Origin of the sequence: Aeromonas sp. R5-4 (assembly GCF_040908215.1) — a bacterium.
Lineage (GTDB): Bacteria > Pseudomonadota > Gammaproteobacteria > Enterobacterales > Aeromonadaceae > Aeromonas > Aeromonas veronii.
The window spans coordinates 20,177-45,940 of record NZ_JBFODG010000001.1; the positions used below are offsets into that span (position 1 = coordinate 20,177).

Annotated in this window: 21 protein-coding genes; 16 read left to right on the forward strand and 5 right to left on the reverse strand. The window is 58.2% G+C overall.

Annotated elements, in window-relative coordinates; genetic code table 11:
* Positions 1-220 precede the first annotated feature (220 nt).
* From AB5Y83_RS00090 to fldA, 4 genes are read left to right on the forward strand one after another with little or no spacing between them, the layout of a single operon-like run.
* Positions 221-1,003, forward strand: coding sequence for an alpha/beta fold hydrolase (locus AB5Y83_RS00090; RefSeq protein ID WP_368174460.1), 783 nt, complete (start codon positions 221-223; stop codon positions 1,001-1,003).
* 55 nt (positions 1,004-1,058) lie between these two features.
* Positions 1,059-1,280, forward strand: coding sequence for a DUF2788 domain-containing protein (locus AB5Y83_RS00095; RefSeq protein ID WP_005334296.1), 222 nt, complete (start codon positions 1,059-1,061; stop codon positions 1,278-1,280).
* A gap of 20 nt (positions 1,281-1,300) precedes the next feature.
* On the forward strand, positions 1,301-1,597 hold the full coding sequence (gene ybfE, locus AB5Y83_RS00100; protein WP_005334297.1) for a LexA regulated protein: 297 nt from the start codon (positions 1,301-1,303) through the stop codon (positions 1,595-1,597).
* Between the two features lie 39 nt (positions 1,598-1,636).
* Positions 1,637-2,161: a flavodoxin FldA gene (gene fldA, locus AB5Y83_RS00105; protein ID WP_005334298.1), complete on the forward strand. Its 525-nt coding sequence runs from the start codon at positions 1,637-1,639 to the stop codon at positions 2,159-2,161.
* Positions 2,162-2,248: 87 nt separating this feature from the next.
* Here the strand turns inward: fldA and AB5Y83_RS00110 are convergent, their stop codons facing one another.
* The gene (locus tag AB5Y83_RS00110) at positions 2,249-2,722 is read right to left on the reverse strand and encodes a DUF4442 domain-containing protein (protein ID WP_368174461.1); all 474 of its coding nucleotides are present in this window, start codon (positions 2,720-2,722) and stop codon (positions 2,249-2,251) included.
* 242 nt (positions 2,723-2,964) lie between these two features.
* Between AB5Y83_RS00110 and fur the strand changes: the two genes are divergently transcribed.
* The gene (gene fur, locus AB5Y83_RS00115) at positions 2,965-3,393 is read left to right on the forward strand and encodes a ferric iron uptake transcriptional regulator (protein WP_005334301.1); all 429 of its coding nucleotides are present in this window, start codon (positions 2,965-2,967) and stop codon (positions 3,391-3,393) included.
* 117 nt (positions 3,394-3,510) lie between these two features.
* Here fur and glnS read toward each other — a convergent pair whose 3' ends face one another.
* The 3 genes from glnS to nagE all read right to left on the reverse strand — a co-directional run bounded on the left by glnS (position 3,511) and on the right by nagE (position 9,791).
* Complete coding sequence (gene glnS, locus AB5Y83_RS00120; protein WP_368174462.1) at positions 3,511-5,172, reverse strand: glutamine--tRNA ligase; 1,662 nt, start codon at positions 5,170-5,172, stop codon at positions 3,511-3,513.
* A gap of 355 nt (positions 5,173-5,527) precedes the next feature.
* Complete coding sequence (locus tag AB5Y83_RS00125) at positions 5,528-8,191, reverse strand: beta-N-acetylhexosaminidase (RefSeq protein WP_368174463.1); 2,664 nt, start codon at positions 8,189-8,191, stop codon at positions 5,528-5,530.
* 121 nt (positions 8,192-8,312) lie between these two features.
* Positions 8,313-9,791, reverse strand: coding sequence for an N-acetylglucosamine-specific PTS transporter subunit IIBC (gene nagE, locus AB5Y83_RS00130; protein ID WP_088869457.1), 1,479 nt, complete (start codon positions 9,789-9,791; stop codon positions 8,313-8,315).
* 273 nt (positions 9,792-10,064) lie between these two features.
* On the opposite strand from nagE, the gene nagB reads away from it, so the two are divergent.
* The 3 genes from nagB to AB5Y83_RS00145 are packed head-to-tail and all read left to right on the forward strand — an operon-like array spanning position 10,065 to position 13,239.
* Positions 10,065-10,865 carry a glucosamine-6-phosphate deaminase gene (gene nagB / locus AB5Y83_RS00135; protein ID WP_005334308.1) on the forward strand — a complete coding sequence of 267 codons (801 nt, stop codon included), beginning with the start codon at positions 10,065-10,067 and terminating at the stop codon, positions 10,863-10,865.
* Between the two features lie 9 nt (positions 10,866-10,874).
* Entirely contained in the window at positions 10,875-12,020 is a 1,146-nt protein-coding gene (gene nagA / locus AB5Y83_RS00140; RefSeq protein ID WP_106843195.1) for an N-acetylglucosamine-6-phosphate deacetylase, read from the forward strand.
* A 4-nt stretch (positions 12,021-12,024) separates the two neighbouring features.
* Positions 12,025-13,239 carry an ROK family protein gene (locus AB5Y83_RS00145; protein WP_005334312.1) on the forward strand — a complete coding sequence of 405 codons (1,215 nt, stop codon included), beginning with the start codon at positions 12,025-12,027 and terminating at the stop codon, positions 13,237-13,239.
* Between the two features lie 71 nt (positions 13,240-13,310).
* Here the strand turns inward: AB5Y83_RS00145 and AB5Y83_RS00150 are convergent, their stop codons facing one another.
* Positions 13,311-14,927 (reverse strand): phosphoethanolamine transferase, encoded by a 1,617-nt coding sequence (locus AB5Y83_RS00150; protein ID WP_368174464.1) that lies wholly within the window; start codon positions 14,925-14,927, stop codon positions 13,311-13,313.
* Positions 14,928-15,157: 230 nt separating this feature from the next.
* Here AB5Y83_RS00150 and AB5Y83_RS00155 point away from each other — a divergent pair, with 230 nt between their 5' ends.
* From AB5Y83_RS00155 to dacB, 8 genes are all read left to right on the forward strand, one after another.
* Positions 15,158-16,393, forward strand: a complete 1,236-nt coding sequence (locus AB5Y83_RS00155) for an HD-GYP domain-containing protein (protein ID WP_040066103.1) — start codon at positions 15,158-15,160, stop codon at positions 16,391-16,393.
* A 353-nt stretch (positions 16,394-16,746) separates the two neighbouring features.
* The gene (locus tag AB5Y83_RS00160; protein WP_368174465.1) at positions 16,747-18,417 is read left to right on the forward strand and encodes a LytS/YhcK type 5TM receptor domain-containing protein; all 1,671 of its coding nucleotides are present in this window, start codon (positions 16,747-16,749) and stop codon (positions 18,415-18,417) included.
* A complete protein-coding gene (gene btsR / locus AB5Y83_RS00165; RefSeq protein WP_005350523.1) occupies positions 18,414-19,118 on the forward strand; it encodes a two-component system response regulator BtsR in 705 nt (234 codons plus the stop codon). The genes AB5Y83_RS00160 and btsR overlap by 4 nt, the downstream gene beginning before the upstream one ends.
* Positions 19,119-19,258: 140 nt before the next feature.
* Positions 19,259-20,680 carry a carbon starvation protein A gene (locus AB5Y83_RS00170; RefSeq protein ID WP_005350521.1) on the forward strand — a complete coding sequence of 474 codons (1,422 nt, stop codon included), beginning with the start codon at positions 19,259-19,261 and terminating at the stop codon, positions 20,678-20,680.
* 223 nt (positions 20,681-20,903) lie between these two features.
* Positions 20,904-21,242 carry a DUF3302 domain-containing protein gene (locus AB5Y83_RS00175; protein ID WP_005337862.1) on the forward strand — a complete coding sequence of 113 codons (339 nt, stop codon included), beginning with the start codon at positions 20,904-20,906 and terminating at the stop codon, positions 21,240-21,242.
* Positions 21,243-21,245: 3 nt separating this feature from the next.
* Entirely contained in the window at positions 21,246-22,283 is a 1,038-nt protein-coding gene (locus AB5Y83_RS00180; RefSeq protein ID WP_064336863.1) for an HlyD family secretion protein, read from the forward strand.
* A 114-nt stretch (positions 22,284-22,397) separates the two neighbouring features.
* Positions 22,398-24,158, forward strand: a complete 1,761-nt coding sequence (locus AB5Y83_RS00185) for a DEAD/DEAH box helicase (RefSeq protein ID WP_368174466.1) — start codon at positions 22,398-22,400, stop codon at positions 24,156-24,158.
* Positions 24,159-24,270: 112 nt separating this feature from the next.
* Positions 24,271-25,710 carry a D-alanyl-D-alanine carboxypeptidase/D-alanyl-D-alanine-endopeptidase gene (dacB, locus tag AB5Y83_RS00190; protein ID WP_005350510.1) on the forward strand — a complete coding sequence of 480 codons (1,440 nt, stop codon included), beginning with the start codon at positions 24,271-24,273 and terminating at the stop codon, positions 25,708-25,710.
* Positions 25,711-25,764 lie beyond the last annotated feature (54 nt).

Genomic DNA, 25,764 nt, shown 5'->3' on the forward strand with positions numbered 1-25,764 from the left:
CCGACAGCCCAAGCAAGGGGCTGGCAGATGTACATGAATCTCACCGAGAATACGGCATAATAGCGGGCCAAGTGTGTGATCAGCCGCACTGATAGCCGATCCGGACAGGATTTTTTAGAAAAAAAACCACATAAAATCCCAATCCATTGGACGAAATCCTTTTCTTTCCAGTGCGTTAAATAAAACAGCGATACGCACCCACGACCGACAAGGTGTCATTTTGCAACAAAACAGCATATTGAACTTCAAGGAGCAGGGTCAGGGCCCGGCGGTCATTCTGATCCACGGCCTGTTTGGCAGCCTCGACAACCTCGGCCTGCTGGTCCGTGCCCTCTGTGAACAGTACCGGGTCATCAGCGTCGATCTGCGCAACCACGGTGCCTCCTTTCACTCGGACGAGATGAGCTATCCGGCGCAAGCGGCCGATATCCTCACCCTGATGGATCGGCTGAATATTGCCGAAGCGACCCTGATTGGCCACTCGATGGGCGGCAAGGTGGCGATGCAGCTCGCCAAGCTGACGCCAGCGCGGGTGACCAAGCTGGTGGTGGCCGATATGGCGCCAGTCGCCTATCCCCACTCCCGCCACCAGAATGTCTTTGCCGGCCTCAACGCCACCCTGCGCACGCCGCCGCTAAGCCGCAGTGAAGCGGAAGCCATGCTGGCGCAGCACATCGAGATCGCCGGGGTGCGCCAGTTCCTGCTCAAATCGTTCGCCAGAGGCGAGCATGGCTGGGGTTGGCGCTTCAATGTGCCCGCCCTTGAGCAAAACTACGCCAACATCATGGGCTGGCCAGAGGATGAGCACCGCTTCGAGGGGCCTGTGCTCTTTATCAAAGGGGAGGATTCTGACTATATGCAGCCCCAATACAGCGAGACGGCACTGGCTCAATTCCCGGCGGCAAAGGTGCGTGTCATCGCGGGTACCGGCCACTGGCTGCATGCGGAAAAACCGGCTCTGTTCAACAAATTGGTTGTGGATTTCCTGTCGACAGGCGGTTAACAGTTTCAAATCCTTTGTGATATAGTGCGCCCGTCATAAGGAGTGTGCGCAATCCATGCTAAGTGAACATATCGACCTGATCGAAAGTTTGGGCCTCAAGTTATTCTTTGTGGCCATTTTCATATTGATTGGCCTGGCCATTCAGGACGTGCTCAAGCGCGGCAACGTGCCCCGTTTCGGTCGTTTTATCGTCTGGTTGGTACTGTTTCTGGGTTGTGCGGGTTTTGTCGCCAAGGGGCTGATCGAACTGGGCTGGGAAGGCTCAGGACTCGGCTAACTTATTTTCATCTGTGATGTATGGCCAAACAGCAAACTGATCGAACAACACTGGATCTGTTCGCAAATGAGAAGCGCCCCGGCAGGCCAAAGACCAATCCACTCCCCCGCGAGACCCAGCTCAAGATCAACAAGCGTAACCAGCTTAAGCGCGATCGGGAAAATGGGCTGAAGCGGGTAGAGTTAAAGGTGGAGGCCGAGTTGCTGGAGCGCCTGAACCAACTTGCGTTACAACAGAACATCAGCCGAGCCGAGCTGATCCAATCTATCCTGAAACAACAGATTGAGTCCGCCTTTGCGGTGGACATTGCAGTCTGAGCGTTGAGCATTAACACCAAATACGGGTAACTAAACACTATGGCAAGTGTAGGTCTGTTTTTTGGCAGCGATACCGGTAACACCGAAGCTGTCGCCAAGATGATCCAGAAAGAGCTGGGCAAAAACCTGATTGAAGTCCGTGACATCGCCAAGAGCAGCAAGGCCGACATCGAGAGCTTTGATCTGCTGATGTTCGGCATCCCGACTTGGTACTACGGCGAAGCCCAGGCCGACTGGGACGACTTCTTCCCCGATCTGGGCGAAATCGACTTCACCAACAAGCTGGTCGCCATCTTCGGTTGCGGTGATCAGGAAGACTATTCCGAGTACTTCCTCGATGCCATGGGCACCCTGCGCGACATCGTCGAAGCCAAAGGCGCCATCATCATCGGTCACTGGCCGACTGCCGGCTACGAGTTCGAAGCCTCCAAGGCACTGGTCGATGACAAGCACTTTGTCGGTCTGGGTATCGATGAAGATCGCCAGCCGGAGCTGACTGCCGAACGCGTCAAGGGCTGGTGCAAGCAGCTGCACGAAGAGATGTGCCTGGGCGAGCTGGAGTAATCTCCTCCCCCTGCTTGAAGCAACAAGGGCCCCGTCGGGGCCCTTGTTGTATCTGCTTGCTGCGATGCTTGCCTTTATTCTCTCTTGTTATTCACCTCTGTGCTCCGGTTTGGCTCGCACATAGAGGGTGCGCTTGACCTGCGCAACCAGTTCGCCGCTTTTGTCCTGTACCGTGACCTCGAATTCTGGGAAGTGCTTGTTGCCACCTTCGGTCGCCGCCACGATTTCGGCCAGCTTGACCTCGGTCAGGTTAAACTCGGCCACCAGCTTGCCCTTGCCCGGCTTGATGTAGTTGATACTGCCCGCCTTGTCCCAGACGTAGTAGCGATTCTTGAAGTAGCCCATCAGCATCAGCGGATAGATGGGGTCCGTCATGGCAAACATGCTGCCGCCAAACTGGGTGCGGTTGGCGTTCTTGTTCCACCAGCGGGATTTGAGGGTCACCCGGCAGTAGCGAAAGTCATCGCTCAGGGTCTCTATCTTGATACCGGCGCCCCAGAAAGGGGGCCAGGCGTTGAGTGCGCGGCGCACCCAGGCCGCATTGTCAAAAAGCCAATCCATGGATCTCATCCGACCAGAAATATGAAAGTTACATCTTATCAACATCTGCCATGCCAGCAAGTCGGACGACACGATTGATTATTTCAATCCAACCGGCCATTTATGGCTAAACCCCTTGAATTGCTGGGTTTATTTTTAGGGAGGCTACGACCTATAATGACAGGCCAAGCGAGTTCAAGGTTGCCATTCCTGCGGCAGTCCATCAGAATAACCCCACCTTCGAGAATGCGAATAAGTAGAATATGGCAGACAACAACCAAGCGTTAAAAAAGGCCGGGCTCAAGATCACCTTGCCCCGGGTCAAAATCCTGGAAATCCTGCAACAGCCGGACTGCCAGCACACCAGCGCCGAAGATCTCTATAAACGACTGATCGACCTGGGTGAAGAGATTGGTCTCGCTACCGTTTATCGCGTTCTCAACCAGTTTGATGATGCCGGTATCGTTACCCGTCACCACTTCGAAGGTGGCAAGTCGGTATTCGAGCTGGCCACTCAGGAGCACCACGACCACCTGGTTTGCCTCGACTGCGGCAAGGTGATCGAGTTCTCCGACGAAGTGATCGAACAGCGTCAGCGCGAGATCGCCAAGAAATTCAATATCCGTCTCACCAACCACAGCCTCTACCTCTACGGTCACTGTGCTACTGGTGAGTGCAAGCACGACGAATAAGTCGCCCGTGACTTGCAGATAACGGACAATAAAAAAGCCAGCTGATGCTGGCTTTTTTATTGTCAGGCGCAGGCCGTTTGGCATCACACCGGGCAGGGTCTCCCCTGCCCTACTGAGTTAGCCTTCGACTTTGCCCCAGGAGTCACGCAGGGCAACGGTGCGGTTGAACACCAGATGCTCTGGGCTGGAGAGCTTGTTGTCGGCGCAGAAGTAGCCTTCACGCTCGAACTGGTAAGCCTGCTCCGGCTTGGCACTCTTCAGGGAGGCCTCGACACGGGCACCCTCGATGATCACCAGTGAATCCGGGTTCAGCGCGGCTTCGAAGTCATCCTCGGCGCCCGGGTTCGGTACCTTGAACAGACGGTCGTAGAGACGCACTTCGGCTGGCAGGGAGTGAGTGGCGCTGACCCAGTGGATCACCCCTTTCACCTTGCGGCCATCGGCCGGATCCTTGCCCAGAGTCTCGGGATCGTAGGAGCAGTAGATGCAGGTGACTTTGCCATCGGCATCTTTCTCGATACGCTCGGCTTTGATCACATAGGCATTGCGCAGACGCACTTCCTTGCCCAGCACCAGACGCTTGAACTGCTTGTTCGCCTCTTCTTTGAAGTCCGCTTCATCGATGAAGATTTCGCGGGTGAAGTTCAGCTCGCGGGTACCCATCTCAGCATTGCTCGGGTGGGCCGGGGCAGTCAGCACTTCGTCGGCAACCAGATTCTCGATGACCACTTTCACCGGATGCAGCACGGCCATGGCGCGCGGCGCATGCTCGTTGAGGTCTTCGCGGATGCAGGCTTCCAGCATGCTCATCTCGACGATGTTGTCCTGCTTGGTGACGCCGATGCGCTTGCAGAACTCGCGGATGGAAGCCGGGGTGTAACCACGACGACGCAGACCGGAGACGGTCAGCATGCGCGGGTCATCCCAACCATCGACGTGCTTCTCGGTCACCAGCAGGTTCAGCTTGCGCTTGGACATGACGGTGTATTCGAGGTTCAGACGAGAAAACTCGTACTGACGGGGGTGGCAGTCGATGGTGATGTTGTCCAGCACCCAGTCGTACAGACGACGGTTGTCCTGGAACTCCAGGGTACAGATGGAGTGGGTGATCCCTTCCAGCGCGTCCGAGATGCAGTGGGTGAAGTCATACATCGGGTAGATGCACCACTTGTCACCGGTCTGGTGGTGGTGGGCAAACTTGATACGGTAAATAACCGGATCACGCATCACCATGAAGGGAGATGCCATGTCGATCTTGGCGCGCAGGCAGGCGGTGCCTTCGGCGAACTCGCCGTTCTTCATCTTGGCAAACAGCGCCAGGTTCTCTTCCACACTGCGATCGCGGAACGGGCTGTTCTTGCCAGCTTCAGTCAGGGTGCCACGGTACTCGCGCATCTGCTCGGGCGTCAGCTCGTCCACATAGGCCAGACCCTTTTCAATCAGCTCGATGGCGTAGCCGTGCAGCTTGTCGAAATAGTCGGAGGAGTAGCAGATCTCGCCGTTCCACTGGAAGCCGAGCCACTGTACGTCCTGCTTGATGGACTCTACGTACTCGATATCTTCCTTCACCGGGTTGGTGTCATCGAAACGCAGGTTGCACTGGCCCTGATAGTCGCGGGCGATGCCGAAGTTCAGGCAGATGGATTTGGCGTGGCCGATATGGAGATAACCGTTCGGCTCGGGCGGAAAACGGGTATGCACGCTGCTGTGCTTACCGCTGGCCAGATCTTCATCAATGATCTGACGAATAAAGTTAGTTGGGCTGTTCGCCTGACTCATGGCTCACCTCAAAAAAGCGTCACTGGCGGAAGTTGTGCCGGCTGGCACCCTCATCCCCCCGCCGTCAAGCCGAGTATGATCCCTTATTACGGGCGCTGTCTCAACCTGAATTTGGCACTTCCGGGCCATTTCCCGGCCATTGCGCCACTAAAAACGGCGTGGCTTGGCACATTGCACACCAAATGCATAAAAAAGCCCCGCACAAGGCGGGGCTGAAAGTGATGAAAAACACAAAACAGACAATTACACACAACAAAGGCTCACACGCACAGTCAACCTTTCCCAAATCCGATACGCCATCGCCCTTGGGAAAGGCGGGTCTTGCGACCCACCTGATGTTAACGGTTGACTGCTATCAGTTCAGTTCGGTGACTCGGCTGGTGCGCTTGCCATCGAAGCTGGTGGTACGCAGGTAGACCTTGCCATTCACGGTCGGCTTGGCCGCGGCATCATAGGCACTCCAGTTGGTACCGTCCAGGCTGTACTGGATGGGCAGACCCGGCAGATCCACGTTCGCTTCCAGCACACCGTTCACTACCTTGGCACCCGGTACGGAGAGGCGGTATTCAACACCGGCCTGATCCAGTTTCGGCAGCACGCGCTGACCCAGTACGTTGGCAAACTGGTTCCACTCTTTGTTGAGGGTGGCCTTGTTGACGAACTTGGTCTCGCCGGAGAACTCACGACCCTTCACATAGTTCAGCTCGAAGCCACCTTTGTGCCAGGCACGCTCGGCCACGGAGAAGATACGCGGGTAGACCATGTACTCGTACTGAGCATCGGTACGCACGGTTTCACTCCACTGCTGACCGGAGATCCCCTTGAACTTGACCGGATCCTGGTCACCTTTGGCCACGAAGGCGTTGCCGTCGCGGTCAACCGAGGTCTCGGCGTTCTGCGGCAGGTTTTCCGGGGCGAAGGCGAACACCTTGCGGGTGTCGTTGAAACGGGTTGCCCAGTAGTAGCCACGCTCGGCCGGGTGTACTTCGTTCGGGAAGTCGAAGTAGAGGTAATCCGGGTTGGACAGCACTACTTGGTAACCCTTGTGCGCCCACTTCATCGCTTCGTTGAAGCCACCCCAGTAGAGGGTTTCCCAGAAGTTGACACGGGTGTTGTCGGTGGCGAAGTCCTTGGCACCGCTGGCGTACTTCAGACCATCTTCCCACGCCTGCAGGGTAGAGAAGCCGCGGTCTTTGACCATCTGGCCCACTTCCTTGGCGAAGTAAACCGGCAGCTCGCCCACTTCCTTGATCTTGCCTTCATCGATCATCTTCTGGCACATCGGGGACTTGCCAAACGGTTTGTCCTGCTTGCTGGAGTCGACGTTACCTTTCCAGGCGACCAGCTCTTCTTTCTTGGTGACGGCCGGATCCTGATAGCCACCGCCCTGCATGATGTTCTTCGCCTCATCACCACCGTAGTGCCATGCGGTCAGCGGCTGACCGGCGGCCTGGTGCATCTGGGCAACTTCATCCATTACCTTGGCCACGAAGGTGGCAGCACCTGGCTGGCAAGGGTTGATGAAGGACATCTTGTCGTAGAACTGGACCGAGGTGACGTTGGAGGTGTCAGCCGGATCAGTCAGACGGAACTGGTTGGCTTCCGCTTCTTTGCCTTCCGCCATCAGACGCTTGTAACGCGCTTCCATGGAGACCACGGCAGCACGGGCGTGGGCCGGCATGTTGATCTCGGGGATCACGGTCACACCGCGGGCCTTGGCATAACGCACCAGATCCACGTAGTCAGACTTGCTGTAGAAACCGGAACCCTGGTTGTCGCTGGTCGGGCCGGAACCCAGTTGCGGCATCAGGCACTTGGTTTCGGACTCGTCGTGGCAACGCTGGCTACCGACCTGGGTCAGCTCCGGCAGACCCGGGATCTCCAGACGCCAGCCTTCATCGTTGGTCAGGCCAAGGTGCAGCACGTTGAGCTTCATGGCAGACATCTGGTCAACCAGCTTCTTCATGGTATCCAGACTGCGGAAGTGACGGGCCACGTCGGTCTGCATGCCACGGTATTCAAAGCGCGGCGCATCCTCGACGGTCATCGGGCTCACCAGCTTGTCATCAACACCCAGCAGGGAGATCAGGGATTGTGCCCCCCAGAATGCCCCGTCGATGTCGCGACCCTGGATCACGGTGCCCTTCTGACCGATGGTCATGTCATAGCCTTCAGCCTGCTTGAGCTTGCTGCCGAGCTTGATGGTCACCGGGTAGCCGGTGTCGGAGAGGGTAACACCCAGCTTGGTCAGTTGAGCCTTCAGGGCCTCGGCGCGATCGCTCGGCAAGTCCAGGGCATTGAGCTTGATGGTAGAGAAGTCAACCTGCGGACCAGCCTTGACCACTTGCTTCATCGGGGTCGGCAGGATCTGGTTGTCAATCTTGCCAGCCGGCAGCAGGGTACTGGTCTGGTTAGCCGCGAAACGGGTCTCGCTGTTCATCAGGATGTTCTTGTCATCCTTGGTACGCTTCCAGCCATCAGCCGGCATCGGCTTCTCGTAGGTGCTGGCATCATTGATGTTGCTCATGCTGGCCAGTACTTTCGGCTCGGCACCTTCACTGGCGACATACCAGTTCGGCATGATGTCGGATTCGAACAGCACCCAGTATTCCACCACCAGCGGCACTTCGACCGTGGCATCCTTGGCAAAGCCCTGGAACTTCTCGGTTGGCGTCAAACGATAGAGATCGCCGGTCAGGTGAGTGATGGTGAACTGGTCGTTATCCACACGCTGGATACGACGGATGGAGGAGACGTAGATGCTCCAGTCTTTGGAGGTGACGTCCGCACCGGTATTGGTCAGGTGCAGCTTGGCAACGCCACAGCTCGCCCACTCGGAACCCAGCGCCTGGCAATCGAGGCCGGCACCAGCACCGTCGTTGGTGACCACTTCATACTTGACCACCAGGTTGTTGGCGAGGGAGTCGACCACGGCCTGCTTGGCGGCATCGGCTGCCTGGACCTGGCTGACAAAAACGGTAGACATGGCAATGGCTAACAGAGAATGTTTCAAGTTCATAACTGCTGCTCTCATTTGAAGTAAAGGTTGGATTTTCTTGGCTTTTTTATATGGGGCCCCTGAGCGGGGCCCTTAGTTATGTCAACAATGGACTTAGACTTGAGGTGAGCGAGTCGCTCGATTAACGCAGTGCTTTCATCTCACCGGCGATGATTTCGGCCAATGGGCCCAGAATCACTTGCAGGTTCTGCTCACCGAGTTTGACCACACCGGCCGCGCCCAGGGCTTTCAGCTTGCGCTCATCGACGATACTGCGGTCTTTCAGAGTCAGACGCAGACGGGTGATGCAGGCATCGATGGAGACCAGGTTCTCTTGACCACCCAGCACTTCCAGGTATTGCTTGGCCAGCTCGGTACGGTTGGTAGATTGAGCGGCAGCCGGAGCAGTCTCTTCATCATCTTCACGACCCGGGGTTTTCAGGTTCAGCTTGGCAATCACTACGCGGAACACGGTGTAGTAGAGGCCGAAGAAGACCAGACCCTGAGGGATCAGCATGTACCAGTTGGTCGCCAGCGGGTTACGGCTGGAGAGCACCATATCCACCAGACCGGCACTGAAACCGAAACCGGCCATCCACTGCATGGAGGCAGCGATGAACACGGAGATACCAGTCAGTACGGCGTGGATGACATACAGTACCGGCGCCACGAACATGAAGGAGAACTCGAGCGGCTCGGTAACACCGGTGAAGAAGGAGGCAAAGGCAGCTGCGATCATGATGGAAGCAACTTTCTCTTTGTTCTCTTTCTTGGCGGAGTGATAGATGGCCAGAGCGGCACCCGGCAGACCGAACATCATGATGGGGAAGAAGCCAGCCTGGTACATACCAACCACGCCTTTCACCTGCTCCAGGCTCTTGCCAGCGGCCAGAGCGGCATCGATGGTAGCCTGACCCCCCAGGAAGTTCGGGATGTCGTTGATACCGGCCACGTTGAACCAGAACACGGAGTTCAGGGCGTGGTGCAGACCGATCGGGATCAGCAGACGGTTGAAGAAGGCGTAGATACCGGCGCCGGTAGAGCCCAGGCTCACGATGGACTCACCGAAGGAGACCAGACCACCGTAGATTGCCGGCCATACGGCCATCAGGATGAAGGATACGACGATCATCACCACGGAGGTTACGATCGGTACCAGACGACGACCGGAGAAGAAGGAGAGTGCCTTGTGCAGCTCGACGCTGCTGAAGCGGTTGTACAGCTCAGCGGCGATAACACCACACAGGATACCCACGAACTGGTTGCTGATCTTGGCAAACGCGGCAGGAACCTGCTCCACCGGGATGCTCTTGATCTGGGCCACAGCGCCCGGGCTCAGCAGGGTGGTAACGACCAGGAAGCCGACCAGACCTGCCAGCGCAGCAGAACCGTCTTTATCCTTGGACATACCGTAAGCGACACCGACTGCGAACAGTACGGACATGTTATCGATAATGGCTGCGCCCGCTTTAATCAGGAAGGCAGCCAGCGCACTGTCACCACCCCAACCATTCGGATCAATCCAGTAGCCAACCCCCATCAGGATCGCGGCGGCAGGCAATACCGCTACCGGCACCATCAGGGCACGGCCGATCTTTTGCAAATAACCGAGAATGTTCACGGTTCCTCTCCTTAGTTAATGTTTTTCTAGAAATTAAGTGCTTATCACGTTTGACGCATAAGCCATCAAGGCTTGATTGGCAGTCTAGGGCTTTTATTTCGCTGCGCAAATTAATAAACCGATAATCGTGATCGTTATCACCCAAACAAGATAAAGGTGGTGGATAGATGTGGCTTAGTTCGCAATCTTTATTTACGCTATAAAACAACTTGAATCCGTCTTAGCCAATTGCCACCGCCAAACCGGTCGCAACCCGACACAGAGGTATCCCATATGCGCCTGATCCCGTTGAAATCTGCCAGCCAAGTAGGCCTGTGGTCTGCTCGTTACATCGTTGACCGCATCAACGCGTTCAAGCCGACCAGCGATCGCCCTTTCGTACTGGGCCTGCCCACCGGTGGCACCCCGCTCAATACCTACAAGCGCCTGATCGAGTTGCACAAAGCCGGTGAAGTGAGCTTCCAGAACGTGGTCACCTTCAACATGGACGAGTACGTCGGCCTGCCGGAAGATCACCCGGAGAGCTACCACAGCTTCATGCACAACAACTTCTTCAGCCACATCGACATTCGTCCCGAAAACATCAACATCCTCAACGGCAATGCCGAGGATCTGGTGGCCGAGTGCAAGCGCTACGAAGACAAAATCAAGTCCTACGGCAAGATCCACCTGTTCATGGGTGGCGTGGGTAACGACGGCCACATCGCGTTCAACGAGCCGGCCTCTTCCCTCTCCTCCCGCACCCGGGTCAAGACCCTGACCGAAGATACCCGTATCGCCAACTCCCGCTTCTTCGGTGGCGACATGGAGCAGGTGCCCAAACTGGCCCTGACCGTGGGTGTCGGCACCCTGATGGATGCGGAAGAGATCATGATCCTGGTCACCGGTCACGGCAAGGCACTGGCCCTGCAGGCCGCCGTGGAAGGCAGCGTCAACCACATGTGGACCATCTCCACCCTGCAACTGCATCCGAAGGGAATGATGGTGTGCGACGAGCCCTCCACCATGGAGCTCAAGGTCAAGACCGTTCGCTACTTCCAGCAGCTGGAAGCCGCCAACATCGGCCGTCTGTAAGGAGTCGTCATGTACGCATTGACCAACTGCACCCTCTACACCGGCAGCTGTGTGCTGACCGGCTATGGGGTGCTTATCGAGGGCGACAAGATTGTCGCCATCTCTCACCTGGCCGAACTGCCTGCGGGCATCGAGCAGATTGACCTCAAAGGCGCCAACCTGACCGCCGGTTTTATCGACGTGCAGCTCAACGGCTGTGGCGGTGTGATGTTCAACACTGACATTACGGTCGAGACCCTGGCGACCATGCAGGCGGCCAACCTCAAATCCGGTACCACCAGCTTCCTGCCGACCCTGATCACCAGTCCGGATGCCGACATGAAGCAGGCCGTTGCGGTGACCCGTGACTACATGGCGGCACACCCCAACGAGGTGCTGGGCGTCCATCTGGAAGGGCCTTACACCAACCTCAAGCGCAAGGGGATCCACCCTGCCGCGCAAATTCGCCAGCCAGCGGACGAGATGATCGACTTCTTCTGCACCAACGCGGATGCCATCACCAAAATCACCCTGGCTCCGGAGCGCAACGAGCCGGCCCATATCCGCCGTCTGGTGGAAGCGGGCATTCTGGTCTCGGCCGGTCACACTGCCGCCAGTTACGATCAGGCGATGGCCGGGTTCGATAACGGTATTCGCTTTGCGACCCACCTCTACAACGCCATGACCCCGACCCTCAACGGTCGCGAGCCGGGTGTTGTGGGCGCCATCTATGATCGCAAGGATGTCTACGCGGGCATCATCGTCGATGGCCACCATGTGCACTGGGCCAACGTGCGTCTGGCTCACAAGGCGCTGGGGGAGCGACTGGTGCTGGTCACCGATGCCACCGCGGCAGCCGGTGCACCGGAAGGCTTTGAGAAATTTGATTTTTGTGGCACCACCGTCTTTTTACGCGATGGTCAGTGTGTCGACGAGAATGGTACACTCGGCGGTTCCTCCCTCACCATGATTGAGGGGGTGGAAAATCTGGTCAAGCAGGTCGGATTACCGCTCGATGAAGCACTGAGAATGGCCAGCCTCTACCCCGCTCGCGCCATTGGATGGGACTCACGTCTCGGTAGTATCCAGGTCGGTAAAGTAGCCAACCTCACTGTCTTCGATCAGGACTTCACGGTCCGTGGGACCGTGGTTAACGGACACTACACACAACAGTGACATCATGACTGGCGGACAAATAGCAAACGTAGATCTTATCAAGCAGGTCAACAGTGCAGCCGTGTATCGGCTCATCGACCTGCAAGGCCCCATCTCCCGGGTCAAGATTGCCGAGTTGAGTCAGCTGGCCCCGGCCAGCGTGACCAAAATAACCCGGCAACTGATCGAGCATGGCCTGATCAAGGAGACCTCTCCGCAAGCCTCAACAGGCGGGCGGCGTGCCATCTCCCTGACCACCATCAAACATCGCTTTCAGTTTGTCTCTGCCAAGCTGGGCCGCGGCTACCTGCAACTGAGTCTCTATGACCTAGATGGCAAGGAGCTCGACCAGCACGTCATTCAGGTGACCGAGATCGACCAGCAACCCGTGGTCGACATGCTGCTGCGAGAGATTGGCGCCTTTATCGATGCCAACCGCGAACGTTGTCGCAACCTCATCAGCATCGCGCTGACCATGCCGGGTCTGGTCAACCCGGAATCCGGCATGGTCATCTACACCCCCAAGTATCAGATCCGCAATCTGGGACTGGCGAAGCTGCTTGAGAACCACTTCAACCTCCCCTGCTACGTGGGCAACGACACCCGCTCGCTGGCGCTGGCCGAACACTTCTTCGGCGAGTCCCGCGACTGCATGGACTCCATTCTGGTGAGTGTCCACCAAGGGACGGGCTCCGGGATCATCACCAAGGGTCAGGTGTTCCTCGGTCAGAACCGCAACGTCGGCGAGATCGGCCACATCCAGGTCGAGCCCCTTGGCAAGCGCTGTCACTGCGGCAACTTCGGCTGCCTCGAGACCATCGCCTCCAACGAAGCGATCATCGACAAAGTGAAGGAGCTCATCAGCCGCGGTCACCAGAGCGCGCTGCAGGAGAAGCACATCACCATTCAGGAGGTGTGCAAGGCGGCGCTGGCGGGCGATGAACTGGCCCGCAGCGTCATCGAGAACGTGGGTGAGCATCTGGGACGGGCGGTGGCCATCACGGTCAACCTGTTCAACCCGCAGAAGGTGCTGATCGCCGGTGAAATCACCGCCGCCGAAGAGATCCTCTTCCCGGCCATCCGTCGCTGCGTCGAGCATCAATCCCTGCCGAGCTTCCACCGTGGCCTGCCCATCGTGAAAGCCCGCTTCCAGAACCAGCCGACCTATGGCGGCTTTGCACTGGTCAAGCGCGCCCTGCTGGAGGGAGATCTGCTGCAGATCATCATGGAGCAGAAGTAAGACACTGATCTTGCGAGATAACCAAACGGCAGCCACTGGCTGCCGTTTTCTATTGTGTGCTTGCTGGCGGTTTAGCTCGCCCGACATGGCTTGAACAGATCCAGCTTGTTGTCGTAAACACGGGTCTGCACATCCATGATCCCCAGCATGGAGTGGAACAGGTTATCGTGGGAGAAACGCTGACTGCTCGCCTCCGCCGCCAGGCAACCCATATCCAGCTGGCGATCGGCCTGTAACTGAGGCGAGAACCAGGTCAGCAGCGGCACCCGGGTCTGATCATCCGGCGCAAACTTGTAAGGCGTGCCATGCAGATAGAGCCCCATGGCCCCGAGGGATTCGCCGTGATCGGAGAGATAGACCAGTCCCACATCGTACTGGCTCTCCAGCGATTTGAGCTTGTCTATCAGCAGCCCCACCACCTTGTCGGTGTAGCGGATGGTGTTGTCATAGGTGTTGACCAGCTCTTCGTTGCTGCAGTTTTCAATGTCGCTGCGCGGGCAGTCCGGCAGAAAGACGCGCTCGCTGGCGGGATAACGACGGAAATAGGTCGGGCCATGGCTGCCCATCAGGTGAAAAGCCACCAGCTTGTTGCCCTTCATGCCGGCAATCTGCTGATCCAGTCCCTCTAGCAGCACCTCGTCATAGCAGGACTCCCCCTGACAGAGCGCAGGATAGGACTTGGGGAGGATCTCGATGGTCGGCACATTGCGGCATACCCCTTTGCAGCCGCCATCGTTCTCTTTCCACAATACCGAGACTCCGGCATGTTGCAGCACATCGAGCAGGCCGTCACGGGAGCTGGCAAGCTGGTCATCGTAGCCACGGCGCGTGAGGTTGGAGAACATGCAGGGCACCGAGACAGCGGTAGCCGTGCCGCAGGAGCGCACATCTTTGAACGACACCACCCCCTGCTCTTTTGCCGTAAAGCTGTTGGTCGCCTTGCCATACCCGTTAAGGGAGTAGTTCTGGCTGCGCGCCGTCTCCCCCACTACCAGGAACATCAAAGTCGGCTTGCTTCCCCGTGCCACCACCCTGGCATCTGTCCCCAGATGCTGGTAGGGGATCGGCGTGGCAAACAGCACATCCCGCCCATATTTGTAGAGGCCGTGCACATAGTTGGCAGGCACAATCTCTTTGGCCAGAGACTTGTTGTTGCGCCCGACCGAGGCGTAATCCTGATAGTAAAGTGACGCGACGCCCCCGATAAACAGCAGAGAGATAGCCAGTGCACCAGCCCGCAACGCCAACCCCTGATACCAGCGAGCCGGATAGCGGATCCGCAGTGACCAGAGCACCAGAACAGGCAGCAGCCCGGTCAGCAGAAACCAGAGCGCAACCGAGCCATTCAAATAGGCCCCCGCCTCACCACTGTTGGTCTCCACTATGTTCTGGATCATGCCAGCATCAAAGATGACGCCGTATTTGAGCATGGCGTAGCTGACGATGGAGCCAGTCAGAATGAGCACGGTAAAAAAGGGCTTGAGCACAAACCGGAACGTGAAGGGAATAAACACGGCATTGAGCGCCGCGATCAGCACCAGCGGGATCGAGATGGCAAATCCGGCTTTGACATGGGTCAGGGCGCTGAGCACCGTATAGAAATGCAAAAAGATTGGCCAGTTCAGTACCAGGGCGAAAAAGAGCACCAGCAACAGATTGGTCTGCAGTACACCGAGGGTTACACGCATAAACAACTCCTACATACCGGCCTGCAGCGCAGCGGGCCGGTCAAGCCAACAAAAACGACGGGGCCAGCGTAGGAAGTAAAACTTAAGCGCGAATTAAGAGGAGAAGCACGGCGCTCGTGCGCCCCATCACAGCACGGGGTGCTCCGCAGCCCCGAAATGGATTTTTAGTTGTCTATCCATCGGATTTTGCTAGCTTGTTGAGTAGGCATTCATGAAATGCAGGTTAACCGATGGCACTGATCCAAGCCTCGATAGAGCAATTGAGAGTAGGCCACTATATCCATCTCCCCACGGGATGGACTAACCACCCGTTTATGTTCAATACCTTCAAGATCAAGGATCAGCAGCAACTCGACATTCTCCGTCATCTTGATCTCACCCTGTTGATGGTCGACCCCGACAAGAGCGATCTGCCCATCGAGCCGCTGCTGCGCGGCGATATCCCGGATGCCGGGCCTGACCTTGACGAGCTGGAAGAGCTGATTGCCTCGGGCCCGCCCCCCTTTGACGAGAAAGCCTTTCGCCGCTCCATGCGCGCCGCCGACAAAGCCTTTGGCCAATCCATGAGCGAGCTGCGCGATGCACTCGGGGCACTCAACCTCAAACCAGATGAGGGGCTGGCCAATACCGCCCAGATCGTTCGTAATGCCGCCTTCACCCTCAGTCAGCATGAAGGGCCTCTCGGGCTCCACCTTATTCGCAGCCCCCACACCGATATCCTGCTGCAACACAGCCTCAATGTGGCTTTTATTGCCATGCTGATGGCCCGCGAACTCGGCATGAACCCCATCGAGATTGAGGAGACGGGACTTGCGGGACTTATCCACGATATCGGTGAACTGAAGATCCCTAGCCAGATCACCCAAAAACGGGGGGATCTCAACAAGGCCGAGCAGAACTTCCTCAATATGCATCCCCAGTACGGGCTGGAGATGCTGACCCAGCTCAACGCCTTTGAACCGAAAATCCGTCAGGTCGCCCATCTGCACCACGAGCGGCTCGACGGCAGCGGTTATCCGCTCGGGATCAAGGGCGGGGAGATCCCGCCGCTGGCGCGGTTGATCGGGCTGGTCGACTTCTACGACGAGCTGCTGCATCCGCGCAACAGCGGCAACCCGGCCGCGCCGAGTCAGGCCATCAGCCAGCTCTACAAGTTATCCCAGAAAAAGTTCGACCAGAATCTGGTCAAGTTGCTGGTCAAGGTGCTGGGGGTCTATCCGCCGGGATCACTGGTGAAACTCTCGGACGAGAGCATCGCGCTGGTGCTCTCCACCGAGCCCACCATGCCCCTCAAGCCGAAGATCCTGCCCTATATCAAGGCCCAGCGGCCTGAAGCCGTCGCCATGATCGATCTGCGGGAAGATGAACGCACCATTACTGCCTTTATCAAACAGGAAGAGCTCGATGAGGGACAACGGCAGTTCTTCAACCTGACCCGCCGCTTCTGCTACTACTTTGCATTCTGAGTTATCCCCAGAAGCTGGGGATAACTCATTGGACAAACCGGAATAATTGCTCAAACCCCCATCAGAAGGTTGCCAACTGACCATGTATAAAAAACGCCCAGCCAAGGGGCCGGGCGGAGCATGCCACCTCCGTGTGGCGTATCCAGCGGATACATTCATGCTCCATCCATCAATATCAACCCGCTGCCGCTTACACAAATATCAATTTAACATGCTGATTTAATATGGTTTTATCCACTTGTTCTGGCAAACTGACGGCCCGTTGCGCCCAGTTGGGCCAACAGAACAAGATCCTGATCACACTTATTCACGGACTGGCTATTTTTTCAGCTGGCTTATGAGGAGCGTTTTTTATGCAGTTGGTCCTCTCCTTGCTGCAACAGATGAGCGTCAGCCTAGTGATCGCCTATCTCTTCTCGAAAAGCCCGCTGCTGCGCCCGCTTGCCAACTATTCCGTGAGACTACCTCACAAGATACTGATATATATCATCTTTTCCAGCTTTTGTATCCTCGGCACCTATGTGGGCCTCGATATCGACGATGCCATCGCCAACACCCGGGCGGTCGGCGCCGTCTTGGGGGGCTTATTGGGGGGACCGCTGGTGGGCTTTCTGGTGGGGCTGACCGGCGGCCTGCACCGCTATACGCTGGGGGGATTTACCGATCTCGCCTGCGCCATCTCCACCACCTGCGAGGGGTTGCTCGGGGGCATAGTGCACTGGCGCCTGATGCGCTCGGGGCGAACGGATGCCCTGTTTGAACCGCGTATCGCCTTCTTTACCACTCTCTATGCCGAGATCATGCAGATGGTCATCATCCTGCTGGTGGCGACCCCGTTCGACAAATCCCTGCTGCTGGTGCGCACCATCGCCACCCCGATGATTCTGGCCAACTCCTGCGGCGCAGCGCTCTTTATCAGCATGATCCGCGACCAGCAGCGGATGTATGAGAAGTTCTCCCGGGTCTTCTCCGCCAAGGCGCTCAATATCGCCAACCGCACAGTAGGGATCATGAGTCAGGGCTTTACCCCGGAGGCGAGCAACAAGATTGCCCGCATCATTCAGGAGGAGACCGGCGTGGGGGCGGTCGCCATCACAGACACCGAGCAGATCCTCGCCTTTATCGGCACCGGCGAAGATCACCATCTGCCGGGTACCCCCATTGCGTCAGCCATCACCATGCAGGCCATCGCCCAGAACAAGGTGCTGTTTGCCGATGGCAACAGTCAACCCTATCGCTGCAGCCTCTCCTCCGGATGCCAGCTGGGTTCGGTGCTGGTGATCCCGCTGCAGGGGGATAAAGGAGTGATCGGCACCATCAAGCTCTACGAGCCGAAGAAGCGGCTGTTTCTCAAGATCAACCACACCCTGGGGGAAGGGATTGCCAACCTGCTGTCACAGCAGTTGCTGGCCGGTCGGCTGGAGCAACATCAGCGGCTGCTGGTGCAGTCCGAGTTGAAACTTATCCAGGCCCAGATCAACCCCCACTTTCTGTTCAACACCCTCAACACCATCAGTGCCATCACCCGGCGCGATCCGGACAAGGCGCGGGATCTGCTGCTGCATCTTTCACTGTTCTTTCGCAAGAACCTCAAGCGCCAGAGCGGCCTTGCGACGCTGCAGGAGGAGCAGGAGCACTGCCAATCCTATCTGGAGATCGAGCTTGCCCGCTTTGGCGATCGGCTGACGGTGATAAACGAGATCCCGCCCCATCTGGCCACACTGCGACTGCCCAGCTTCACCCTGCAACCGTTGATCGAGAATGCCATCAAGCACGGCATCTCGACTCTGCTGGAGCAAGGGCGCATTCGCCTCTATACCGATGAGCATCCCACCAGCGTCACCATCCATGTGGAAGATAATGCAGGCACCTGGCAAGCGCATCCCGCTGGCGACGGTCTGGGCATGACCATCGTCGATCGGCGACTGAAAAGCGCCTTTGGCGAGCGCTATGGCGTGACTATTGCCTGCGAGCCTGAACAGTGGACCCGGGGCTCGTTCACCATCCCCAAGGAGCAACCATGATCCGCACCCTGATAGTCGATGACGAACACTACGCCCGCGAAGAGCTGAGGCAGCAGCTGGCCTGCGATCCTGCCATCGAGATCGTGGGGGAAGCGGCCAACGCCATCGAGGCGCTGCCGCTTATTCAGCGCCTCAAGCCTGATGTGGTGTTCCTCGATATCCAGATGCCCAAGCTGAGCGGCATGGAGCTGGTCGCTATGCTCGACCCCCTGCCCCGCATCGTCTTTGTCACCGCCTTTGACGAATATGCCATTCAGGCATTTGAAGAGAACGCCTTCGACTACCTGCTCAAACCGGTGGAGCCCGCCCGGCTCGCCAAGACCCTCGCTCGCCTCAAGCAGGATATCTCCCCGCAGCCCATCGAGCGGCTGGCCCCGACTATCGAACATATTCCGGGCTATCTGCACAATCGGGTCAGGCTGCTGCCCATCGCGCAAGTGGAATATGCCTTCTCCGATCTGGGCGGGGTCCATGTGGCCTGCCAGGGCGAGCTGTTCCACACCCAGCTCACCCTCAAATCGCTGGAGGAGAAGAGCCCGCTGCTGCGCTGCCACCGCCAATATCTGGTCTCCCCCAACGCCATCTTCGAGATCCGGCTGCTGGATAACCAGCTGGCGGAGATCGTCACCCCGAGCGGCGCCCGGGTGCCGGTCAGTCGTCGCTATCTCAAGGAGCTCAAAGATCAGCTGGGGCTGGACTGAGCCGCGGAGTGTGCGCCTGATCACAGCCGCCGACCGCTCGGCGCGCCAAAGCGCCGCTCGGGGAGTTTCACCTGCCAGCCAGGCGCAACCGTTTTAGACTCGCTCTGCACACTAAAAAATAACAATGCAGGAGCGTAGCAATGATCTGGTTCTTCCTCTGTGTCGGCTTACTTGTGGCCGGCTACTTCATATACGGCAAATTCATCGAACGGATATTCAGCCCGAAACCCGAGCTGAAAACCCCCGCCATCACCATGGCTGACGGGGTGGACTATGTCCCGATGTCGGACAAGAAAGTCTATCTGGTTCAACTGCTCAACATCGCAGGCGTTGGCCCCATCTTCGGCCCCATCCTGGGTGCCCTCTACGGCCCGGTCGCCATGCTCTGGATCGTCTTTGGCTGCATCTTCGCCGGTGCGGTACATGACTACTTCTCCGGCATGCTGTCGGTTCGCGCCAAGGGGGCCTCGGTGCCAACCGTGGTCGGTGAGCATCTGGGCACCGCCGCCAAGCACTTCATGAACCTGTTTGCCGTGGTGCTGCTGATGCTGGTGGGCGTGGTATTTGTGCTGAGCCCGGCAGGGCTGCTCGCCAACCTCACCTCCACCGATCTGGTCTACTGGATCGTGGCAATCTTTGCCTACTACATCCTCGCGACCATAGTGCCCATCGACAAGATCATCGGCCGCTTCTACCCCATCTTCGGCGCCCTGCTGGTCTTCATGTCGGTCGGCCTCATCGTTGGCCTGATCGCCTCCGGCAAAGGCTTCTACAACACCGGGATGGACTTCTCCAACCTGCACCCGACCGAACTGCCGCTCTGGCCGCTGCTCTTCATCACCATCGCCTGTGGCGCGGTATCAGGCTTCCACGCCACCCAGTCACCGCTGATGGCGCGCTGCATGCAGAACGAAAAATCCGGCCGCTTCATCTTCTACGGCGCAATGATCGGTGAAGGGATCATCGCCCTTATCTGGTGCACCCTGGGTCTCTCCTTCTACGACAGCACCGAAGCGCTCAACGCTACCATGGCCAACGGCGGCCCGGCAGCCGTGGTACACGAAGTCTCCACCAGCCTGCTCGGCACAGTCGGCGGCATTCTGGCCATCCTCGGCGTGGTGATCCTGCCCATCACCTCCGGTGACACCGCGTTTCGCAGTGCTCGCCTGATCGTGGCGGACTTCCTGAAGATGACACAGAAGCCGCTGGCCAAGCGTCTGCTGATCGCCATCCCCATGTTTATCCTTGGTTTCATCATCTCCAAGGCTGAATTCGGGGTGATCTGGCGCTACTTCGGTTGGGCCAACCAGACCACCGCCGTCATCATGCTGTGGGCTGCGGCTGCCTACCTCATCAAAGAGGGCAAGCTGCACTGGATCTGCACCATTCCCGCCATGTTCATGACTGCTGTGGTGATCACCTATCTGGCCAACGCCCCCATCGGGTTCGGGCTGGAGATGGGGACCTCCACCATCATCGGCCTGACTGCAACGGCGGCCATTACCGTGGCCTTCCTGATGAAGTTCCGCCAGCCGCTGGTCAGCAGTACCAGCGAAGGGTAAAAACAGCAAAAAATGCAGCGAAAGCAGCACAAAAAAGGCGCCTGATGGCGCCTTTTTTAATGACAAAAAGACTAATAATGCAACTGTTGAATGGCTTCAGCTTCAATACAGCGAATAGCTTTAAGATTCCGGGCGAACTGACGATAAATGTGTGATTCTTAATTGCTTTCGTGCTTGTTGGAACCAATGATTAAGCTGTGCGTCATGCCAGTGGAGGTTATAAATGGCCCTTGATTACTTTGCACTTGGTCTGCTCGTCTTTGTCGGGCTGGTCATTTTTTATGGAGTCATCGTTATCCACGATATTCCTTACGAGATTGCCAAACATCGGAATCACCCTCATCAGGATGCCATTCACGTGGCAGGTTGGGTCAGCCTGTTTACCCTGCATGTGCTGTGGCCCTTCCTCTGGATCTGGGCAACCATCTATCGCCCCGATCGCGGCTGGGGCTTTAGCCAGCGGCTGCAAAAAGATGAAGAGGAGCTGGCAGCCCTCAAGCAGGAGTTGGCGGATCTGAAGAGCCGTATCAACACTATCGAACAGAGTGAGCAACAGGGATAAACCATGGACCTGCTACTGATCCTGACCTACACGGCGCTGTGTGTCGCCATCTTCAAAATCTTCCGCATCCCGCTCAACAAGTGGACCGTCCCCACCGCAGCACTGGGTGGCGTGCTGCTCATCGGCACCCTGATCATGCTGATGAACTACAACCACCCCTACTCCGAGATGGCGCGCAACTACTACGTCTCTACCCCCATAGTGCCGCTGGTCAAGGGCCGGGTCGTTGAGGTTCCGGTTCAGGCCAATCAGCCGGTGAAGAAAGGGGATGTGCTGTTTCGCCTCGATGACGAGCCGTTCCGCCTGAAAGTGGATAGCCTCACCGCACGGGTCGAATCCAACCGCGAGCACCTCAAGTCCATCGAGGCGAGACTGCGCTCCGCCAGGCTGGACAGAGATCGCGCCAGCGACCTGATGCGTCGTGGCGTGGGCAAGCAGCGCGACCTCGACGTCACCCAGGCCAACGTGGATGACATCGTGGCCCAGATTGACCAGCAGAAAGCCACCCTGAATGATCTGCAGGCCCAGCTGATGGAAGCCAAGTACCAGCAGTCCCAAACCGTGGTCTATGCCCCGAGCGATGGCCATGTGGTGCAGCTGGCCCTGCGCCCCGGCATGATCGCCACCCCCTTCATGTATCGTCCGGTGATGACCTTCATCCACAAGGATGACACCGCCTACGTCGGCTGGTTCTGGCAGAACAGCATGCAGCGACTGGCGGTGGGTGATGAGGCAGAAGTGGTGATCGATGGCGTACCCGGCAAGATCTTCAAAGGCAAGGTGACAGCCGTGGTTCCGGCCATTGCCGCCGGTAACGTGCAGGCCAACGCCGGTCTGCTGGATCAGACCACTGCGGTGCGCCCAGGTCGTCTGCCGGTGGTTATCTCCATCACCGACCCAGAGTGGGCCAAGTATCAGGTAATTGCAGGCTCCAGCGGACAGGCTGCCATCTATACCCACTACTTCCACCATGTATCTGTGATGCGCAAAGTGCTGCTGCGCATGGCAAGCTGGATGAACTACATCTTCCCGTTCCATTGATCAGCAACCAAGCACCCTGCGGGTCGGCATCATGCCGGCCCGCTGTTTTTGTGACGGCAAGCACCCTATAATGGCGCCACCCTGCGCCGCACCATGCCCAAACGCCACGCCCTCATGTTCGTTCTCAGACCCTATCAGACCGACGCCGTCAACGCCGTGATCAACCACTTTCGCAAACACCCGGATCCCGCCGTGGTTGTGCTGCCCACCGGGGCTGGCAAGAGTCTGGTGATCGCCGAGCTGGCCCGCAAGGCACGCGGTCGGGTGCTGGTGCTGGCCCACGTCAAGGAGCTGGTGGAGCAGAACCACGCCAAGTACGAGGCGTGGGAGCTCAAGGCAGACATCTTCGCCGCCGGTCTGGATCGCAAGGAGGCGAACGCCCAGGTGGTGTTTGGCTCGGTGCAGTCGGTTGCCCGCAATCTGGATGCCTTCGACGGGGCGTTTTCGCTGCTCATCATCGATGAGTGCCATCGGGTCTCGCTCGATGACGATAGCCAGTACCATCAGGTGATCGACCACCTCAAGGCCGCCAATCCCGCCCTCAAGCTCCTCGGCCTCACCGCCACCCCCTATCGGCTCGGGCTGGGCTGGATCTACCGGCGCCACTACCACGGCATGGTCAAGAGCCACGGCGAGCGGCTGTTCGGCGACTGCGTGTTCGAGCTGCCCCTGCGCTTTATGGTCAAAAACGGCTACCTGACCCCACCGCGCATGGTGGATGCCCCCATAGTTCACTACGACTTCAGCAAGCTGGTGCCGCGGGAGAATGGCCTCTTCAGCGAGGCGGATCTCAACGGCGAGCTCAAGCGCCAGCAGCGGGTCACCCCCCATATCCTTAGTCAGGTGCTGGAGTATGCCGCCGACCGGCAGGGGGTGATGATCTTCGCCGCCACCGTCGAGCATGCCCGTGAAATTCACGGCCTGCTTGGCGCCAGAGGTCAGCAGGCAGCCCTTATTACCGGCGAAACGCCGGGGCCGGAGCGCGATGCCCTCATCAACGCCTTCAAGGCGCGGGAGCTCAAGTTTCTGGTCAACGTGGCGGTGCTCACCACCGGCTTCGACGCCCCCCACGTCGATCTTATCGTGATGCTGCGCCCCACCGAGTCGGTCTCGCTCTATCAGCAGATCGTCGGGCGGGGCCTGCGTCTCTCGCCGGGCAAGCGCGATTGTCTGGTGCTCGACTATGCGGGCAACAACTTCAACCTGTTCGCCCCCGAAGTGGGGGAGACTCGCCCCCACGCCGGTACCGAGCCGGTGCAGGTGCCCTGCCCCGCCTGCGGTTTTGCCAACACCTTCTGGGGCAAGACCGACGAGGATGGCAAGGTGATCGAGCACTACGGCCGCCGCTGTCAGGGGCTGTTTGAAGATGATGAGGGTAACCGCGAGGAGTGTGACTACCGCTTTCGCGCCAAGATCTGCCCCGGCTGTGGCGCCGAGAACGACATCGCCGCCCGCCGCTGCCAGAGCTGCGATCAGCTGCTGGTGGACCCTGACGACAAGCTCAAAGAGGCGCTCAATCTCAAGGATTGCATGGTGATCCGCTGCGCCGGGCTAACCCTCACAGCAGGGCGCGGCAAACAGGGGGAGCGGCTGGAGGTGACCTACCACGATGAGGATGGGCTGACCCTCAGTGAATACTTCGGATTTCACTCCCCGGGCGCACGGCGCTTGTTTCAACAGCACTTTGTGCGTCATCATTGGCCCGCCCCGGGGCTGGAGCCCGAATTTACCACCCTGGCGAGCGTGCTGGCCGCGCAAAGCCAGTTCCGTCATCCAGATTTTGTCATCGCCCGCAAATCGGGTCGCTTCTGGCAGATAAAAGAGAAAATTTTTGATTATGAGGGTCGCTATCGTACCGCCAACTCGCTGGCATGATGGCGACCGGCATACATGGCATGAATTGCGTTATCCCGTCGATCCCGCATCGGCTGGTTGAATTATCAGGGTCGGCACCACTGCCGGGCCCTTCGTCACGTTAGAGGATGTTATGCAGCGGCTGTTGATTGGTTTTTGTGCTCTCTTTTCTTCTCTGGCGGCTCATGCCGCCCCGCTGACGCCCCCTCAGGGTGGCCAGTACGCCATCATGGTGCAGGGCAATAACGGCGTCGAGTTCGCCCGCCACGCCGATCAGATGATCGCCCCCGCCTCCACCATGAAGGTGCTCACCGCACTGGCAGCCCGCCTCGAGCTGGGTGCCGATTTCCGCTTCGCCACCGACATTCAGGCCCAGCCGGGCGCCAAACAGGGTGACACCATCAACGGCGATATCTGGATCAACTTCGTCGGCGACCCCACCCTCTCCCGCATGGATCTGCTGGCCCTGTTCAAGCAGCTCGGCGTCACCAGCATCAAGGGCAATGTCTACGTCAACACCGGCGCCTACAACGGCTACGAGCGCGGCAACGGCTGGTCGTGGGGGGATCAGACCCTCTGCTTCGCAGCGCCCGTCTCTTCGGTCATCATCGACAAGAACTGCGCCTACGGCACCATCACTGCCACCCAGATTGGCAAACCGGCGGTCGGCAATGTAGCTACAGGCGTGCCCATCGGCATCGGTGCCGACAACGTGGAAGTGATGAGCTATGGCGACATGGCACGCCAGTTCTGCGCACTGGAAGTGGACATGGCCAAGGGCAACTTCTACGAGCTCAAGGGCTGCATCACTCCGAACAAGGAGCCGCAGGGTCTGCGTTTCGCCATTCACGATGTGGAGGCTTGGGGCTGGGACAACATCCGCTGGGCGATGAACCGGGCCGGTATCAAGCATGATGGCCTGCTGCGGGTCACCCACAAGGCCCCTGAAGGGGCTGAGACCCTCGGCACCCACTACTCGGTCTCCCTGCCGGTGATGCTGGCCAAGATGCTGAAGAAATCGGACAACCTCTATGCCGATACCTTCCTCAAAACCGTGGGTCGTCACTACTACAACAAGCCGGGCAGCTATCGCAGCGGCACCATGGCGGTGCGCGCCATCCTGACCAAGAACGGCATCGATCTGGGCAACGCCACCCTGGCCGATGGCTCCGGTCTCTCCGCTCACAATCTCATCAGCGCCCGTCAGATGATGTCGGTGCTCAACTTCATCCAGAAGAATGATGCCGAGCTTGGCCTGATCAAGCTGCTGCCAAGCTCTCAGGTGGATGGCACCCTGGCGTGGCGCCGCAGCGTCACCGCCCCCATGATGAAGAACAAGGTCCATGCCAAGACAGGTACCATCACCGGCACCTCCAATCTGGTGGGCTTTATCGACACGGCAGGCGGCCAGCGCAAGGCGTTCGTGATGTTCCAGCGTGGCCTGTCCCAAGATCCGGCCACCCATGAGCGCTACCGTGCCAGCAAAGCGCCGTGGCCCTGGACCGTATTCGAGAAGGGGGTGCTGGAGAGCATCTATCAACAGCAGCCGATCCAGATCGCCGATGAGAGCTGAGCCAATAGGCCCACTCGGATCAGGGTATCGATAATTTCGGCTTCAAGTCGCCAC